Annotated in this window: 13 protein-coding genes and 1 riboswitch; of the genes, 7 read left to right on the plus strand and 6 right to left on the minus strand. The window is 69.1% G+C overall.

All coding sequences use genetic code 11. The annotated features are described in order from the left end of the window. The first annotated feature begins 39 nt into the window (after nucleotides 1-39). The 3 genes from ACFYZ4_RS24895 to ACFYZ4_RS24905 all read left to right on the plus strand — a co-directional run bounded on the left by ACFYZ4_RS24895 (nucleotide 40) and on the right by ACFYZ4_RS24905 (nucleotide 1,851). Entirely contained in the window at nucleotides 40-264 is a 225-nt protein-coding gene (locus ACFYZ4_RS24895; RefSeq protein WP_390784833.1) for a DUF5326 family protein, read from the plus strand. A gap of 302 nt (nucleotides 265-566) precedes the next feature. Then, the gene (locus ACFYZ4_RS24900) at nucleotides 567-1,304 is read left to right on the plus strand and encodes an IclR family transcriptional regulator (RefSeq protein ID WP_384340135.1); all 738 of its coding nucleotides are present in this window, start codon (nucleotides 567-569) and stop codon (nucleotides 1,302-1,304) included. 97 nt (nucleotides 1,305-1,401) lie between these two features. Next, the gene (locus ACFYZ4_RS24905; protein ID WP_351290094.1) at nucleotides 1,402-1,851 is read left to right on the plus strand and encodes an SsgA family sporulation/cell division regulator; all 450 of its coding nucleotides are present in this window, start codon (nucleotides 1,402-1,404) and stop codon (nucleotides 1,849-1,851) included. 10 nt (nucleotides 1,852-1,861) lie between these two features. On the opposite strand, the gene ACFYZ4_RS24910 is transcribed toward ACFYZ4_RS24905, so the two are convergent. Further along, a complete protein-coding gene (locus ACFYZ4_RS24910) occupies nucleotides 1,862-3,289 on the minus strand; it encodes a YibE/F family protein (RefSeq protein ID WP_351290092.1) in 1,428 nt (475 codons plus the stop codon). Nucleotides 3,290-3,361: 72 nt separating this feature from the next. Continuing rightward, a riboswitch (TPP riboswitch) is annotated at nucleotides 3,362-3,507 on the plus strand. Between ACFYZ4_RS24910 and thiC the strand changes: the two genes are divergently transcribed. Continuing rightward, complete coding sequence (gene thiC / locus ACFYZ4_RS24915; RefSeq protein WP_351591864.1) at nucleotides 3,501-5,288, plus strand: phosphomethylpyrimidine synthase ThiC; 1,788 nt, start codon at nucleotides 3,501-3,503, stop codon at nucleotides 5,286-5,288. Its footprint overlaps the riboswitch before it by 7 nt. Before the next feature lie 62 nt (nucleotides 5,289-5,350). Here the strand turns inward: thiC and ACFYZ4_RS24920 are convergent, their stop codons facing one another. The 4 genes from ACFYZ4_RS24920 to ACFYZ4_RS24935 all read right to left on the minus strand — a co-directional run bounded on the left by ACFYZ4_RS24920 (nucleotide 5,351) and on the right by ACFYZ4_RS24935 (nucleotide 10,122). Next, nucleotides 5,351-6,460 carry a glycosyltransferase gene (locus ACFYZ4_RS24920; RefSeq protein WP_390784834.1) on the minus strand — a complete coding sequence of 370 codons (1,110 nt, stop codon included), beginning with the start codon at nucleotides 6,458-6,460 and terminating at the stop codon, nucleotides 5,351-5,353. A gap of 113 nt (nucleotides 6,461-6,573) precedes the next feature. Then, on the minus strand, nucleotides 6,574-7,392 hold the full coding sequence (locus tag ACFYZ4_RS24925) for a hypothetical protein (RefSeq protein WP_351290086.1): 819 nt from the start codon (nucleotides 7,390-7,392) through the stop codon (nucleotides 6,574-6,576). A gap of 148 nt (nucleotides 7,393-7,540) precedes the next feature. Beyond that, nucleotides 7,541-8,776: a metallophosphoesterase gene (locus ACFYZ4_RS24930; protein ID WP_384340024.1), complete on the minus strand. Its 1,236-nt coding sequence runs from the start codon at nucleotides 8,774-8,776 to the stop codon at nucleotides 7,541-7,543. Between the two features lie 230 nt (nucleotides 8,777-9,006). Then, complete coding sequence (locus tag ACFYZ4_RS24935; protein ID WP_327414982.1) at nucleotides 9,007-10,122, minus strand: LacI family DNA-binding transcriptional regulator; 1,116 nt, start codon at nucleotides 10,120-10,122, stop codon at nucleotides 9,007-9,009. Nucleotides 10,123-10,483: 361 nt separating this feature from the next. On the opposite strand from ACFYZ4_RS24935, the gene hisC reads away from it, so the two are divergent. Further along, the gene (gene hisC, locus ACFYZ4_RS24940) at nucleotides 10,484-11,563 is read left to right on the plus strand and encodes a histidinol-phosphate transaminase (RefSeq protein ID WP_030707773.1); all 1,080 of its coding nucleotides are present in this window, start codon (nucleotides 10,484-10,486) and stop codon (nucleotides 11,561-11,563) included. A 42-nt stretch (nucleotides 11,564-11,605) separates the two neighbouring features. On the opposite strand, the gene ACFYZ4_RS24945 is transcribed toward hisC, so the two are convergent. Beyond that, entirely contained in the window at nucleotides 11,606-11,974 is a 369-nt protein-coding gene (locus ACFYZ4_RS24945; RefSeq protein WP_351290081.1) for a cyclophilin-like fold protein, read from the minus strand. Between the two features lie 190 nt (nucleotides 11,975-12,164). On the opposite strand from ACFYZ4_RS24945, the gene ACFYZ4_RS24950 reads away from it, so the two are divergent. Further along, the gene (locus ACFYZ4_RS24950) at nucleotides 12,165-13,670 is read left to right on the plus strand and encodes a cytochrome ubiquinol oxidase subunit I (RefSeq protein WP_351591856.1); all 1,506 of its coding nucleotides are present in this window, start codon (nucleotides 12,165-12,167) and stop codon (nucleotides 13,668-13,670) included. Nucleotides 13,671-13,688: 18 nt separating this feature from the next. Continuing rightward, nucleotides 13,689-14,690: a cytochrome d ubiquinol oxidase subunit II gene (cydB, locus tag ACFYZ4_RS24955; protein WP_351290077.1), complete on the plus strand. Its 1,002-nt coding sequence runs from the start codon at nucleotides 13,689-13,691 to the stop codon at nucleotides 14,688-14,690. The last annotated feature ends 34 nt before the right edge of the window (nucleotides 14,691-14,724 follow it).

A 14,724-nucleotide genomic window follows, 5' to 3' on the forward strand; every position in this document is an offset into this window, starting at 1 on the left:
CGGGAGCAGGAAGTCACGGACGAGGAAGAGGTCGAGGACATGAACGGCATCCGAGAGACATTCGCAGGCATGCCCTGGTGGGTTAAGTGGGTCGCCGTTCCGCTGCTGGCGCTGTTCGTGTTCGGCGGTGTGATCGCCACCGTCCTGAGCGTGCTGATCGGGTTCGTCTTCAAGCTGCTCCTCTTCATCGGCCTCGTCGCCGGCCTGGTGTTCGTCGTGAAGAAGATCGGCGGCCGTTCGAAGTCCTCCTCCGGCGATTGGTAGGAGGAGGGCGGAAGCGGACGAGCCGGGTCGTTCCGGGATTAAGCCAGGTGAGGGAACGTGAAGTGCTAAACCGCTCACATCCCGGGAATCGGCGGATAGAGTGGCAATCTGCGCCGTTCCCTGGGCACCGAAAGCCGGTACTGCCGCTCTGACCTGCGGCGATGCTAACGAGCCGCCGAGTACGACCCCCAGGGGCCACGGCATACGCGGGGGCGGCCCCCGCAGGGTGGGTCTCCCCGAAGGCCCGCCGCCACACCTGGGGGTGAGCTTTGTCTCCGGTTCACAATGCCGGTGTGCCGACACTGATCGGTTCGGTGCAGAGGGCGCTGAGGCTCCTCGAAGCAGTGGGGTCCCATAGCGAGGGAGCGCCGGCGAAACAGCTCGCGCGCGAGGCCGGGCTCCCGCTTCCCACCGCGTACCACCTGCTGCGCACCCTCACGCACGAGGGCTATCTGCGCCGGGAGGGCGGTGTCTTCGTCCTGGGCGACGCCGCGGGTCGGCTCGCCGGTGGGGGACTCCAGCAGAAACGTCGCAGCATGATCCTCGACTCCCTCGCGCACTTCCGCGACGCGGTCGGGGCCCCCGTCTACTTCGCGGTCTACCGCGAGGGCGAGATCGAGGTCGTCGGCGTTTCCGACACCCAGTCCAGCCCGGCCTGCGAGGAGTGGGCCGACTTCCGTGAGACCGGCCATGCGCACGCCATCGGGCAGTGCCTGCTCGGACAACTCGACGAGGAAATGCGCAAGGACCATTACGACCGTCATCCGGTTGAGCCGATCACCGCTTATACCGTGCGGGATCTCCGGTCCCTGGAGTACCGGATCGGGGCCCTCGGGCGAATGCAGCCAGTAACCGAACGCCAGGAATATGCACTTGGCACAGTCTGTGCGGCCATCCCCATCACAGCGGGCGATACCGCCGCAACCATGGCGATTTCTCTCCCCTTGCACCAGGAAGATCGATTGCTCTATGTAGTCGATCGGCTACGGAGTGAAGTAGGCGCGCTGTTGAGCACCCTCTCGTTCTCTATCAGTATCTGAAAACTCACTCCTTGTGATCTGCTAGCGCTTCCACCACTCTTGTCAAGAGGAGCCTGGGGGATCATTCCTGGCCACTTCCACTACAGCGGGGTAGGCAATGCGCGAGTCGGTACAGGCAGAGGTCATGATGAGTTTCCTCGTTTCCGAGGAGCTCTCGTTCAGGATTCCGGTGGAACTCCGGTACGACGCCCGTGATCCCTACGCGGTCCGGCTGACCTTCCACCTTCCCGGAGACGCGCCCGTGACCTGGGCGTTCGGCCGGGAGCTCCTCCTCGACGGCATCAACAAGCCGTGCGGTGACGGCGATGTGCACATCGCCCCCACCACTCCGGAAGACCTGTCCGACGTCCACATCCGGCTGCAGGTCGGCGGCGACAGGGCCCTGTTCCGCGCCAGCGCGGCGCCGCTCGTCGCGTTCCTCGACCGCACCGACCGGCTCGTACCGCTCGGACAGGAGCGCAACCTGGGCGACTTCGAGGAGAACCTCGACGAGGCGCTCGGCAAGATCCTGGCCGAGTCGAAGCAGAACGAGCAGAACGCCGGCTGACGCCCGACCCTCAGCGCTTGCGCCGCCGGCCCCGGCCGCCGCGGACCGGTCCCGAGGCCGGCGCGACGTCCGGGGATCCCGGCCGGTCGGCGGAAACCACCAGCGAGGCCAGCGCCGTCGTCACGGGGACCGAGGCCACCAGTCCGATCGAGCCCACGAGGGTCCGTACGATCTCCACCGCGACCAGCTCGCTGTTCGCCACCGACCCCATGCTGCTGTTCGCGATGGAGAACAGCAGGAGCAGCGGCAGCGCGGCACCCGCGTAGGCCAGCACCAGGGTGTTGACCACCGAGGCGATGTGGTCGCGGCCGATCCGGATCGCCGCCCGGTACAGGCCGCGCGGCCCCATCGAGGGGTCCGCCGCGTGCAGTTCCCAGACCGCCGAGGTCTGGGTGACCGTCACATCGTCGAGCACGCCCAGCGATCCGATGATCACGCTTGCGAGCAGCAGACCGCTCATGTCGATGTCCGGGTAGAGCCCGTGGATCAGCCCGGTGTTGTCGTCCGTGTTGCCGGTGAGGGACGCCCAGTCGATGAACACCGAGCCCAGCAGGCCGATCAGCAGCAGCGAGGCGAGGGTGCCGAGGACGGCGACCGAGGTGCGGGCGGTCAGGCCGTGGCACATGTAGAGCGCGATCAGCATGATGGCGCTCGCCCCGATCACCGCGACCACGAGCGGGTTCGAACCCTGCAGGATGGCCGGGAGGATGAAGAGGGTCAGCACGCCGAAGCTGACGATCAGCGCGATCAGGGCGAACAGGCCGCGCATCCGCCCGACGAGGACGACCGAAACCGCGAAGATGCCGGCCAGCACCGCCAGGGGGATCTTGCGGTTCACGTCGATCACGGAGTATTGGAGGTCCTGGGGCGCGTCCGGCGCGTACGCCACGACCACCTCCTGGCCGTCCGTCAACTGCCGTGGCGCACCCGGCTGGACGATCTCCACGAAGGTGCGGCCCTTGTCCGGGCCGGTGCCGACCTCGATGGTGGCCTTCTTGCACTCGCCGGTCTGCGCCGCCTGGGCCTCGCGGCCCTCGGGCGTGGTGGGGTCGGCGGTCGGCGGTACCTGCGCGGCGTTCACGGACTTGCAGTCGACCTGTTCGAGGGAGACGACCTTGCCCTGCTGGGTCTGGCGGTCGAAGCCCACCCCCGTGCGCTCGTGGGAGGGGGCGCCGCCCGGCCAGAGCACCACCATGCCGATGAAGACGGCGGTGGCGAAGGGGATCAGTACGGCCGCGATGACCTTGCGCAGGTGCTTCGAGACGGGGGCCGCCGGACCGTGGCCGTGGCTGTGGGCATGGCCGCCGGAGTGACCGCCGGAGTGACCGGCGGACGGCCCGGACGAGTGCTCTGCGGAGTGCCCGGAGCCGTGGTGCTCGTGGCCGTTGTGGCCGTGGGGCTCTGTGGGCTCGGTGGGGGGCTGCGGCGAGGGCGTCACCAGCAGATCATCGCAAGAGATGAGGGGGCCCACTGTTCAGCACGCCATGGATGACGCTAGCGTGGGGGCACCTTTGCACAACGCGGGAGCTCGGAGCACCGGGCTGAGAGGACGCTGATCACCGTACGCGCATCACGGATGCGTACGGGAGGAGGCTGCGTCGACCGCCGAACCTGTTACCGGGTAATGCCGGCGTAGGGAGATAGGTCTCATGACCATTCAGGACGCACGCACGCCTGCCGTCAGCCAGGACGCCGACGGCCAGACCGAGCGCCAGCCCGGCTGGCACAAGGGCTACGTCGCGGGCTCCCGCCCCGACATCCGGGTGCCGGTCCGCCAGGTCCACCTCACCAACGGCAAGGACGTGACGCTCTACGACACGTCCGGTCCGTACACCGACCCGCAGATCGAGACCGACGTCCGCCGGGGCCTCGCCCCGCTGCGCGAGAACTGGATCATCGGCCGCGGCGACACCGAGGAGTACGCGGGCCGTCCCGTGCGCCCCGAGGACGACGGCATCAAGCACACCTCGCCGCGCGGTGGCCTCAAGAACCTCGACGCGGTCTTCCCGGGCCGCCCGCGCCAGCCCCGCCGGGGCCGTGGCGGCGCCGCCGTCACGCAGCTCGCGTACGCCCGCCGGGGCGAGATCACCCCGGAGATGGAGTACGTCGCGATCCGCGAGAACGTCTCCCCCGAGGTCGTCCGCGAGGAGATCGCCGCAGGTCGCGCGGTGCTTCCCGCGAACGTGAACCACCCCGAGATCGAGCCGATGATCATCGGCAAGCGGTTCCTGGTGAAGGTCAACGCCAACATCGGCAACTCCGCGGTCACCTCCTCCATCGAGGAGGAGGTCGACAAGATGACCTGGGCGACCAAGTGGGGCGCCGACACGGTCATGGACCTCTCGACGGGCCGCAACATCCACACCACCCGCGAGTGGGTGCTGCGCAACTCCCCCGTCCCGATCGGCACCGTGCCGCTCTACCAGGCGCTGGAGAAGGTCGACGGCCGCGCCGAGGACCTGACCTGGGAGATCTACAAGGACACGGTCATCGAGCAGGCCGAGCAGGGCGTCGACTACATGACGGTCCACGCCGGCGTGCTGCTGCCCTACGTGCCGCTGACCGCCCGCCGCAAGACCGGCATCGTCTCGCGCGGCGGCTCGATCATGGCCGCGTGGTGCCTCGCGCACCACAAGGAGAACTTCCTCTACACGAACTTCGAGGAGCTCTGCGAGATCCTCGCGACGTACGACGTCACGTACTCGCTGGGCGACGGCCTGCGCCCCGGCTCCATCGCGGACGCCAACGACGCGGCCCAGTTCGCCGAGCTGAAGACGCTGGGCGAGCTCAACACGATCGCCAAGCGGCACAACGTCCAGACGATGATCGAGGGCCCGGGCCACGTCCCGATGCACAAGATCAAGGAGAACATCGACCTCCAGCAGGAGATCTGCGAGGAGGCGCCGTTCTACACGCTCGGCCCGCTGACCACGGACGTCGCTCCCGCGTACGACCACATCACCTCGGGCATCGGCGCCGCGATGATCGCCTGGTGGGGCACCGCGATGCTCTGCTACGTCACGCCCAAGGAGCACCTGGGCCTGCCCAACCGCGACGACGTGAAGACCGGCGTCATCACGTACAAGATCGCGGCGCACGCCGCCGACCTGGCCAAGGGGCACCCCGGCGCCCAGGAGTGGGACGACGCGCTGTCGGACGCGCGGTTCGAGTTCCGCTGGGAGGACCAGTTCAACCTGGCCCTCGACCCGGTCACGGCCCGTGAGTTCCACGACGAGACGCTGCCCGCCGAGCCGGCCAAGACCGCGCACTTCTGCTCCATGTGCGGTCCGAAGTTCTGCTCGATGAAGATCTCGCAGGACATCCGCCGCGAGCACGGCGGTGACCTGAAGGCCGACGAGATCCAGGCGGGCATGGCGGAGAAGTCCGCCGAGTTCGCGGCCTCGGGCAACCGCGTCTACCTGCCGCTGGCCGACTGACGCGACGTACGACCGGAGGGCGCCGCTCCAAGGCCTGTCGGGCCGGGGCGGCGCCTGCCGTTTCAGGCGACCACGAGGTACGGGTCCACCTTGCGCCGGGCGAAACCGAGGTTGGCGAGGACCCGGTCCCGGTGCTCGTCGGGGAGGGCGTCGCCCGCGAGGAGCCGTTCGCAGCAGTCCAGCGACTCCTGGTACTCGCCGACCCAGTAGGCGGCCACGGCGAGTTCGTCGAGGGCGCGCCACTCGTGCCAGTCGAACTCGACGAACAGGACGTCGTCGGGGCGGGGGATCCGTACGGCCTGCCGGGCGAACATGTACGCCAGGGGCCAGCGGCCGTCGTTGCGGCAGATGCGGGCCAGATCGCCGAGCGGCTCGGCCCGCGAGGGCCGGCTCTCGTGGGCGCGCAGGTAGCGGTCCGTCACCTCGGCCGCAGGTCTCCCGAGGCGGGCCGCGAGCCGCGCCGCGTAGAGCCGGGCGCAGAAGGCTTCCTCGGCGAATCCGGCCATGCCCGCGCGGAGGTCGTAGGCGGCGAGGGACTTCTCCGCTTCTCCCGCGTCGCGCCAGCTCTGCGCCAGATAGAACGCGTAGCGGGCATTGTCCGGTTCCTCGGCCAGCCCTTGTTCGAGGATCCCCGCGTCGTGCAGGTACTTCTCCCGCTCGCCGCCTTCCCGCAGGCGCGCCCCGCCGCCGACGACGAGGATGTCGAGGCCGTCGAGCACTCCCTGGCTGTACCGGGCTTCGCAATCGAGGTACTCGTGGAGTACGCCGACGTATGTCCACGGCAATCGGGTGGAGACGAGGGCGGGCCGCCAGTGGACGACGGGCTCGTGGTGCACGGCGAGGCGGTACGCGTCGAGGGTGAGGTCCGGCATCCGGAACCCGGGCCGGACCCGCATCACGTCGTCGGCGTCGATGAACAGCAGGTAGTCCGCACAGGAGCGGGCGAGCTCGATCGCCTCGCCGCGGCTGCCGTCGAATCCCCGCCAGGGCCGCTCGTGCAGGACGCCGGGCAGATCGCCGAGGAATTCCCGGATGACGTCCTGGGTGCCGTCGGTCGAGCCGGTGTCCACGATCACCCACGTGTCGATCAGCGGACGCACCGATTCGAGGCACCTCCGGATCACCGGAGCCTCGTTCTTGACGATCATGTTCAGGCAGACTTTTGCTTTCACGAGCCGACGGTAGGGATCCGGGTCATGCCCTGCAAGGAAGCTCGAACGGCCATGGGGGGTGCCGCTTCAGTTCGACAAGTTGACTTCTTCGCACGGCGACAGCCGGCCGGAGGCTACTCCGGCCGGTGCTCCGGGCCGCCGAAGTCCGGGCTGGTGAAGTCCGGGGGCGTGTAGCCGGGGCGGGGTCCCTCCGAGGGGGAGCCGGGACTGGTGAAGTCGGGCCGGCTGTATCCCAGGTTGGGGATGCGCCCGGCCGCCGGCGTTCTGGGGGTCGGGAAGCCCGGCCCCGCGCTCGGATCGGCCAGCGCGTCCCGCAGGAACGGCATGATCCCCCGCTCCAGCAGGGCGTGCCGCCAGGCCTCGCGGGCCCGCGCCACCTCGTCGGGTACGGCCTCGGTCTCGTCCGCCACCACTTCGGTCGCGCTGTTGCGGACGGCCGTCACCAGCAGCCCGATCACCGCGAACAGCAGCGCCGCCACGGTGAGCCCGCCGAACAGCCAGCCCGCCGTCAGCATCGTCTCGGCGAAGGCGGGTTCGGGCTCGATCAGCTTCAGGATGTAGCCCACGAGCAGGAATATCAGCATGGCCGTGCCCGCCAGGACGGGCGCGAGGACCGCGACCACGGCGCCGACGCCCGCGCCGCCGCCCATGCCCTGTCCGTTGTCCTCGTCCCCCGCTGCGCCGGGTGTGGACAGCACCTCGTCGCGTCGTTCCTCGCGGACCTTCACGTAGTGGCCGTACTCGGCCGCGGCGGCCGCCGCCAGCAGTGCGCTGGCCCCCTGGGCCATGGTGCGCAGCTGTTCGGCGTTCAGCCGTTCGCCGAGGGTGGCGAGCTCGGGCCGTTCGTTCGCGGTGCGCAGCGCCTCGTCGAGGAGGCGGTCGAACTCCGGTCGGTCTTCGGTCAGCAGGTGCGGAGCGCTGGTCATGTGCATCCCCCGATGCTCCGTAGAAGCCGGTATCCCCGCGTAGAACGGGGCGCCGGCACAAACGGAGGAGAGCCTGCTACGGATAGAGCGATGGTAGAGCGCCCGCACCACGCCGTGACAGGGGCTTTCGGGAAATACCCCTATGGGTAAGCTCTCAGTCGCTCAGAGGGAGTTGTACGACAAGCAGTTTGCCCGCCATCGTCACCCCGCCGTCCATCGCGATGGCGAGCCCTTCCGCGTACACGTGCGGGCCGTCCACGGCCTCCGGGCCGCGCGTCTCGTCCCCGTCCTCGGTGCCCACCTCGCCGAGCAGGTACGGGATGGGGCTGTGCCCGTGCACGACGCGGCTGCCGCCGTAGGTGCCGAGCAGTTCGCGTACGGCCTGCGGGCCGGTCCCCTCGTCGCGGAAGGCGAACCGCTTGGTGAACTTGCGGAAGAGGTCCCAAGTGATGTCGGCGTCGCCCCGGTTGAGGAGCTCGTGGATGGTGTCGTTGACGTCCTCGATGGAGTCGCCGTAGTCGAGGTAGGCCGTGGTGTCGGAGTGCAGCAGCAGGTGGCCCTCCTCCAGGACGGCCGCGTCCAGCCGCGACATCCACTGCAGGTGTACGTCCTGCAGGCGCTCCATGTCGGAGCGCTGGCCGCCGTTGAGGAGCCAGGCGGCCTGGAAGGTGGCGGTGCCGGCGCCGGAGACCACGGGGGTGTCGCCGAACCGCTTGGCGCCGATGAGCAGCAGCTCGTGGTTGCCCATCAGGGCCTTGCAGTAGCCGCCGGCGGCGGCGGCCTCGGCGGACAGCCGCATCACGAGGTCGATGACGCCGATGCCGTCGGGGCCGCGGTCGGTGAAGTCGCCGAGGAACCACAGCCGGGCGTTGCCGGCGGACCAGCGGCGTTCCGCGTCGATGAGGCCCTGGGCGTGGAGTTCGGTGACGAGCTCGTCGAGATAGCCGTGGACGTCGCCGACGACGTAGAGCGGGCCCGGGCCGTCGGCCGCGGCCTCCTCCGGGACGTACTGGACCTGGACGGTGTCGCCGGGACCGCCGAGGGCGCCGCGGCCGATGATCGGCAGGTCGCGGTGGGTCGGGGTGTAGCCCTCGAAGTCGTCGTCCTCGGGGCCCTGGCCCGTCGCGTGCCCGGGGTGCGAGGCCGGCGGTGCGGCGGGCGGCGTGGCGAGCGGTGCGGCGGGCGGCGCGGTCGGCGCCGGCGCGTAGCCGGGCTGCGGCGGCACGGCCGGCGTGCCGTCGTCGTAGTACGCCGGGTACTCGCCGTACACCGGAGCGTCGCCGTGATTCCCGGCGGATACGGCGTAGGCGGCGGGTTCGGTGACTGGAACCCGGAAGTCCCGCAGCGTGTCCGTCCGCATCGCGGGTCCCTGACCGGCCCCCTGAGTCATCGACCCCTCCACCACCGTCGCGCTGCCGTACACCTGCGGACCCTCCTGACCTCCGTGGAGGAGGGTCCGTGATGTCGTGCGCCCATCATAGGAATGCGGCTCGCGCTCTGTGACGCACCAGGGGTGGTGAATCCTTTGCGGAGCCGATCGTTCCTACCGTTTTATACCGATATCGGTGTTGCTGAAATGCTCGGCCGGGTCGTCGGCAGCCCGACCGGACGGTCTGGCGGTCAGTCCTTGGCCGGAGAACGGGGTGGGCTGACGGTCGTACGCGGCTGCCTGCGCTGCGACGAGGTACGGATGATGAGCTCGGTCGGGACGACCTGTTCGACGGGTCGCCCGGTGTCCACTCCCTCGATCGCGTCGATGAGCAGCTGCACGACGGCGGTGCCGATGCGGCGCGGTTTGAGGGAGAGCGTGGTGATGGGCGGTTCGGTGTTGGCGTAGACGGTGGACTCGCTGCAGCACACGAGCAGCAGGTCCTCGGGGACGCGCAGGCCGTAGCGCCGGGCGGCGGCGAGCAGGTCGGTGCCGTTGGGGTCGAAGAGCCCGTAGACGGCGTCGGGCCGGTCGGGTCGGGCGAGGAGCCGGTCGGCGGCGACGGCGCCCGCGCACGGGTCGTGGGCGGGGTAGGACTCGTAGACGGGGTCCTGGCCGACGCGCTCGCACCAGTTGAGGTAGGCGGTGGTGGAGAGCCGGGTGTAGGTGTCGGTGGTGGTGCCGGTCAGCAGCCCGATCCGGCGGGCGCCGGCGGCGGCGAGGTGGTCGAGCAGGCCGAGTACGGCGGCCTCGTGGTCGTTGTCGACCCAGGCGGTGACGGGGAGGGAGCCTGCGGGGCGGCCGTCGGAGACCACGGGCAGGCCCTGGCGGACCAGTTCGGTGACCACGGGATCGTGGTCGGAGGGGTCGATGACGACGGTGCCGTCGAGGGCGACGTTGGACCACACGTCGTGGCGGGAGGTGGCGGGGAGGATGACGAGGGCGTAGCCGCGCGCGAGCGCGGCGGAGGTGGCGGCCCTGGCCATCTCGGCGAAGTAGGCGAATTCGGTGAAGGTGAAAGGTTCATCCCCGTACGTCGTCACGGTCAGGCCGATGAGGCCCGACTTGCCGGTACGGAGGGTGCGGGCGGCGGCCGACGGGCGGTAGCCCAGCCGGTCGGCGACCTCGCGAACGTGGCGGCGGGTGGCGTCCGGCAGCCGCCCCTTGCCATTGAGCGCGTCGGAGACGGTTGTGATGGAGACGCCCGCTGCGGCGGCCACGTCCCTGATGCCGGCCCGGCCCTGTCGGCCGGCGGCCCGCCGGGTGGTCTCGGTCCGGCTCACCTGATGCTTCCCTGCTGCTGTCATGGCGAGCCGATAGTAGGGCTCGGTGGGGTGGGTGGTCCGGGTGCATATGCACCCGTTGACAGGCACGATTCTGCATGGTTCGCCACCCCCAATGACCTTGGAAATGAAGGTATTTGGTCGCTGAGAGTGAGGGTGGAGCTTGTCGGCGGGTCCGAGCATGCCAAAACGGTGTGGTCTCGGGACGGTCTCAACTCACCTGCACGAGGGACGCGCGCCACGGCGCAGGCCACCGGCGCGCGCATATATGCGCGCGCTCCCCCACATTCCTGGCGCCCCCATTCTCGGAACGGCGGAATCCTCATAAGGTGAGCAGTATTGAGTCGACGGCGACGTCGGACGGGACGGTCGAGGAGGACCTGCGGTGAGCGAGAAGAGCCCGAAGCTGCGCGCCGAGCTGGACGGCATTCCGACGTACAAGCCCGGGAAGCCGGCTGCCGCGGGAGGGCCCGTCGCGTACAAGCTGTCGTCGAACGAGAACCCGTACCCGCCGCTGCCGGGCGTGCTGGAGACCGCGGTCTCGGCGGCCGGCAGCTTCAACCGGTACCCGGACATGGCCTGCACCGGTCTCGTGAACGAGCTCGCCGAGCGCTTCGGCGTGCCGGTCGAGCACATCGCCACGGGCACCGGCTCGGTCGGCGTGGCCCAGTCGCTGATCCAGGCGGCGGCCGGCCCGGGCGACGAGGTGATCTACGCCTGGCGCTCCTTCGAGGCGTACCCGATCCTCACCCAGATCTCGGGTGCGACCTCGGTGCAGGTCCCGCTGACCGACGGGGACGTGCACGACCTGGAGGCCATGGCGGCGGCGATCACCGACCGGACCCGGCTGATCTTCGTCTGCAACCCGAACAACCCCACCGGCACCGCCGTGCGCCGTGCCGAGCTGGAGCGCTTCCTGGACCGGGTGCCCTCGGACGTCCTGGTGGTCCTCGACGAGGCGTACCGCGAGTTCGTGCGCGACACGGACGTCCCGGACGGCGTCGAGCTCTACCGCGACCGCCCGAACGTGGCCGTGCTGCGTACGTTCTCCAAGGCGTACGGCCTGGCCGGCCTGCGGGTCGGCTTCGCCATCGCGCACGAGCCGGTGGCCGCGGCGCTGCGCAAGACGGCCATGCCGTTCGGCGTCAGCCAGCTCGCGCAGGACGCGGCGGTGGCCTCGCTGCGCGCCGAGGACGAGCTGATGGGCCGCGTCGGGGCGCTGGTGGGCGAGCGTGCGCGGGTGCACGAGACGCTGCTCGCCCAGGGCTGGTCCGTGCCGGACACCCAGGCGAACTTCGTGTGGATGCGGCTGGGGGAGCGGACCGCCGAGTTCGCGGCGGCCTGCGAGAAGGCCGGTGTGGTGGTCCGGCCCTTCGCGGGCGAGGGCCTGCGGGTCACGATCGGTGAGACCGAGGCGAACGACCTCTTCCTGCACACGGCGGAGGCGTTCTTCAAGGAGCTGTAGGCGGCCGTGGTTGTCCTGGCGGCCGGACCCGGTGGGGGCCGGTCAGGCCAGTTCCACGCGGATGGGATCGCCGTCGCGGACGGTGGAGAGCAGGCGGGGGTCGCCGTCGAACGAGCCGAGCACGTTGCACGGGCTCGCCAGGCGGCTCTCGCCTCCGCGTGAGATGGGCGTGGGGCCGTAGGGCAGCGCGAGCGCGTCGCCCTCGGTCCAGAACGCGACCGTGCCCGGCTCGACGACCTGCCGGGCGTCGTGTTCCAGGGCCACGGAGACGCCGGTGTCGAAGTAGACCTCCTCGCCCCAGGTGTTGGCGGAGGCGGAGATCGGAAGGGCCCCGGCCAGTGCCTTGCTGGTCGGGGTCTCGTCGAGGGTCGCGGTGAGCTGGCCCGCGGGCCAGGAAATCCGTATCTGCATGAGCCGCATTCAACAATCTGTTGAATGGATTGGCTAGAGGGGTACCCCGCCCGAAGGCTGTGGAGAGCGGTACGACATAATGCTTGTGAATGTGAACGCGTTCACAAGCGTGTCCCAATTCCTCCCGGATTGAGTGGGACACAACAGGCAGACTGCCGCGTGACCACGGCGACGCGAAGGAGACGAGGACGTGGACCTAGCTTTGGCGCCGGAGACTCTGGCGCGATGGCAGTTCGGCATCACCACCGTCTATCACTTCCTCTTCGTGCCCCTGACGATCTCGCTCGCCGCGCTCACGGCCGGCCTGCAGACCGCATGGGTGCGCACCGAGAAGGAGAAGTACCTCAGGGCCACGAAGTTCTGGGGAAAGCTCTTCCTGATCAACATCGCGATGGGCGTCGTCACCGGCATCGTCCAGGAGTTCCAGTTCGGCATGAACTGGTCCGACTACTCGCGCTTCGTCGGCGACATCTTCGGAGCCCCCCTGGCCTTCGAGGCGCTGATCGCCTTCTTCTTCGAGTCGACCTTCATCGGTCTGTGGATCTTCGGCTGGGACAAGCTGCCCAAGAAGATCCACCTGGCCTGCATCTGGATGGTGTCCATCGGCACCGTCCTGTCCGCGTACTTCATCCTCGCGGCGAATTCCTGGATGCAGCACCCGGTCGGCTACCGCATCAACGAGGAGCGGGGCCGGGCCGAGCTCACCGACTTCTGGCTCGTGCTCACCCAGAACACCGCCCTCACCCAGTTCTTCCACACCATCACGGCCGCCTTCCTGGTGGGCGGTGCGTTCATGACCGGCATCGCCGCCTTCCACCTGGCGCGCAAGAGGCACATCCCCGTGATGCGGAGCTCGCTGCGGCTCGGCCTGGTCGTCATGATCATCGCCGGCATGGGCACGGCCCTCAGCGGTGACCTGCTCGGCAAGGTGATGTTCAAGCAGCAGCCCATGAAGATGGCCGCCGCCGAGGCGCTCTGGGACGGCGAGGCGCCGGCTCCCTTCTCGGTCTTCGCCTACGGCGACGTCGAGAAGGGCCACAACAAGGTCGCGATAGAGATTCCCGGCCTGCTGTCCTTCCTGGCCAACGACGACTTCACCTCGTTCGTCCCGGGCATCAACGACGTCAACAAGGCGGAGCAGGAGAAGTTCGGCCCCGGCGACTACCGGCCCAACATCCCGGTCGCCTACTGGGGCTTCCGCTGGATGATCGGCTTCGGCATGGCCTCGCTCGGCATCGGCGTGCTGGGCCTGTGGCTGACCCGCAAGAAGTTCATGCTGCCGCCGGGTCTGCGGACCGGTGAGGACGAGGTCCCGAACCTGGTCCTCTTCAAGAAGGCGCTGAGCCCGAAGTTCGCCAACCTGTACTGGATCGTCGCGCTCTGGACGATGGGCTTCCCGCTGATCGCCAGCTCGTGGGGCTGGATCTTCACCGAGATGGGCCGCCAGCCCTGGGTGGTCTACGGAGTCCTGCGCACCCGGGACGCGGTCTCGCCGACCGTCTCCCAGGCCGAGGTGCTCACCTCGATGATCGGCTTCACCCTCCTCTACGCGGTGCTCGCCGTCATCGAGGTCAAGCTCCTCGTCAAGTACGTCAAGGCCGGACCGCCCGAGCTCACCGAGGCCGATCTCAACCCGCCCACCAAGATCGGCGGGGACGACAAGAACCCCGACCGGCCGATGGCCTTCTCGTACTGAGGCTGAGGAGACCGCACCATGCAACTCCACGACGTCTGGTTCGTACTCATCGCCGTCCTGTGGACCGGCTACTTCTTCCTGGAGGGCTTCGACTTCGGAGTCGGCGTACTGACCAAGCTGCTCGCCCGCGACCGTACGGAGAAGCGGGTCCTGATCAACACCATCGGGCCCGTGTGGGACGGCAACGAGGTCTGGCTGCTCACGGCGGGCGGTGCGACCTTCGCCGCCTTCCCCGAGTGGTACGCCACCCTCTTCTCCGGCTTCTACCTGCCGCTGCTGCTCATCCTGGTCTGCCTCATCATCCGCGGCGTCGCCTTCGAGTACCGGCACAAGCGCCCCGAGGACCGGTGGCAGACCAACTGGGAACACGCGATCTTCTGGACCTCGCTGATCCCCGCCTTCCTGTGGGGCGTGGCCTTCGCCAACATCGTCCGCGGTGTGAAGATCGACGAGAACATGGAGTACGTCGGCAGCCTCTTCGACCTGCTCAACGTCTACTCGATCCTGGGCGGACTGGTCACCCTCACCCTCTTCACCTTCCACGGCGCGGTCTTCACCTCGCTCAAGACGGTCGGTGACATCCGGGACCGCTCGCGGAAGCTGGCGACCGGGCTGGGCGTCGTCACCGCCGTGCTGGCCCTGGTCTTCCTGATCTGGACCCAGGTCTCCCGCGGCGACGGCAAGAGCCTGATCGCGATGGCCGTCGCCGTGCTGGCCCTGCTCGGGGCGCTCGGCACCAACCTGAAGGGCCGCGAGGGCTGGTCGTTCGCACTGTCCGGGGTCACCATCGCGGCGGCCGTCGCGATGCTCTTCCTGACGCTCTTCCCCAACGTCATGCCGTCCTCGCTGAACGACGCCTGGAACCTCACGGTCACCAACGCCTCGTCCAGCCCGTACACCTTGAAGATCATGACCTGGTGCGCGGCCGTGGCCACCCCGCTCGTCCTGCTCTACCAGGGCTGGACGTACTGGGTGTTCCGCAAGCGGATCGGTACGCAGCACATCGTCGACGTGCACTGAGTTCCCGCGCCACCCCGCCCGTCCGACCCTCCCC

Origin of the sequence: Streptomyces sp. NPDC001513 (genome assembly GCF_042894695.1) — a bacterium.
Taxonomy (GTDB): Bacteria; Actinomycetota; Actinomycetes; order Streptomycetales; family Streptomycetaceae; genus Streptomyces.

What these genes read in the sequence shown, in the direction of transcription:
- ACFYZ4_RS24930 (WP_384340024.1), bottom strand. Translation starts at nt 8,776, where the DNA reads ATGACTCAGGGGGCCGGTCAGGGACCCGCGATGCGGACGGACACGCTG.
- ACFYZ4_RS24925 (WP_351290086.1), bottom strand. Translation starts at nt 7,392, where the DNA reads ATGCACATGACCAGCGCTCCGCACCTGCTGACCGAAGACCGACCGGAG.
- ACFYZ4_RS24935 (WP_327414982.1), bottom strand. Translation starts at nt 10,122, where the DNA reads ATGACAGCAGCAGGGAAGCATCAGGTGAGCCGGACCGAGACCACCCGG.
- ACFYZ4_RS24895 (WP_390784833.1), top strand. Translation starts at nt 40, where the DNA reads ATGAACGGCATCCGAGAGACATTCGCAGGCATGCCCTGGTGGGTTAAG.
- ACFYZ4_RS24945 (WP_351290081.1), bottom strand. Translation starts at nt 11,974, where the DNA reads ATGCAGATACGGATTTCCTGGCCCGCGGGCCAGCTCACCGCGACCCTC.
- cydB (WP_351290077.1), top strand. Translation starts at nt 13,689, where the DNA reads ATGCAACTCCACGACGTCTGGTTCGTACTCATCGCCGTCCTGTGGACC.
- ACFYZ4_RS24905 (WP_351290094.1), top strand. Translation starts at nt 1,402, where the DNA reads ATGCGCGAGTCGGTACAGGCAGAGGTCATGATGAGTTTCCTCGTTTCC.
- thiC (WP_351591864.1), top strand. Translation starts at nt 3,501, where the DNA reads ATGACCATTCAGGACGCACGCACGCCTGCCGTCAGCCAGGACGCCGAC.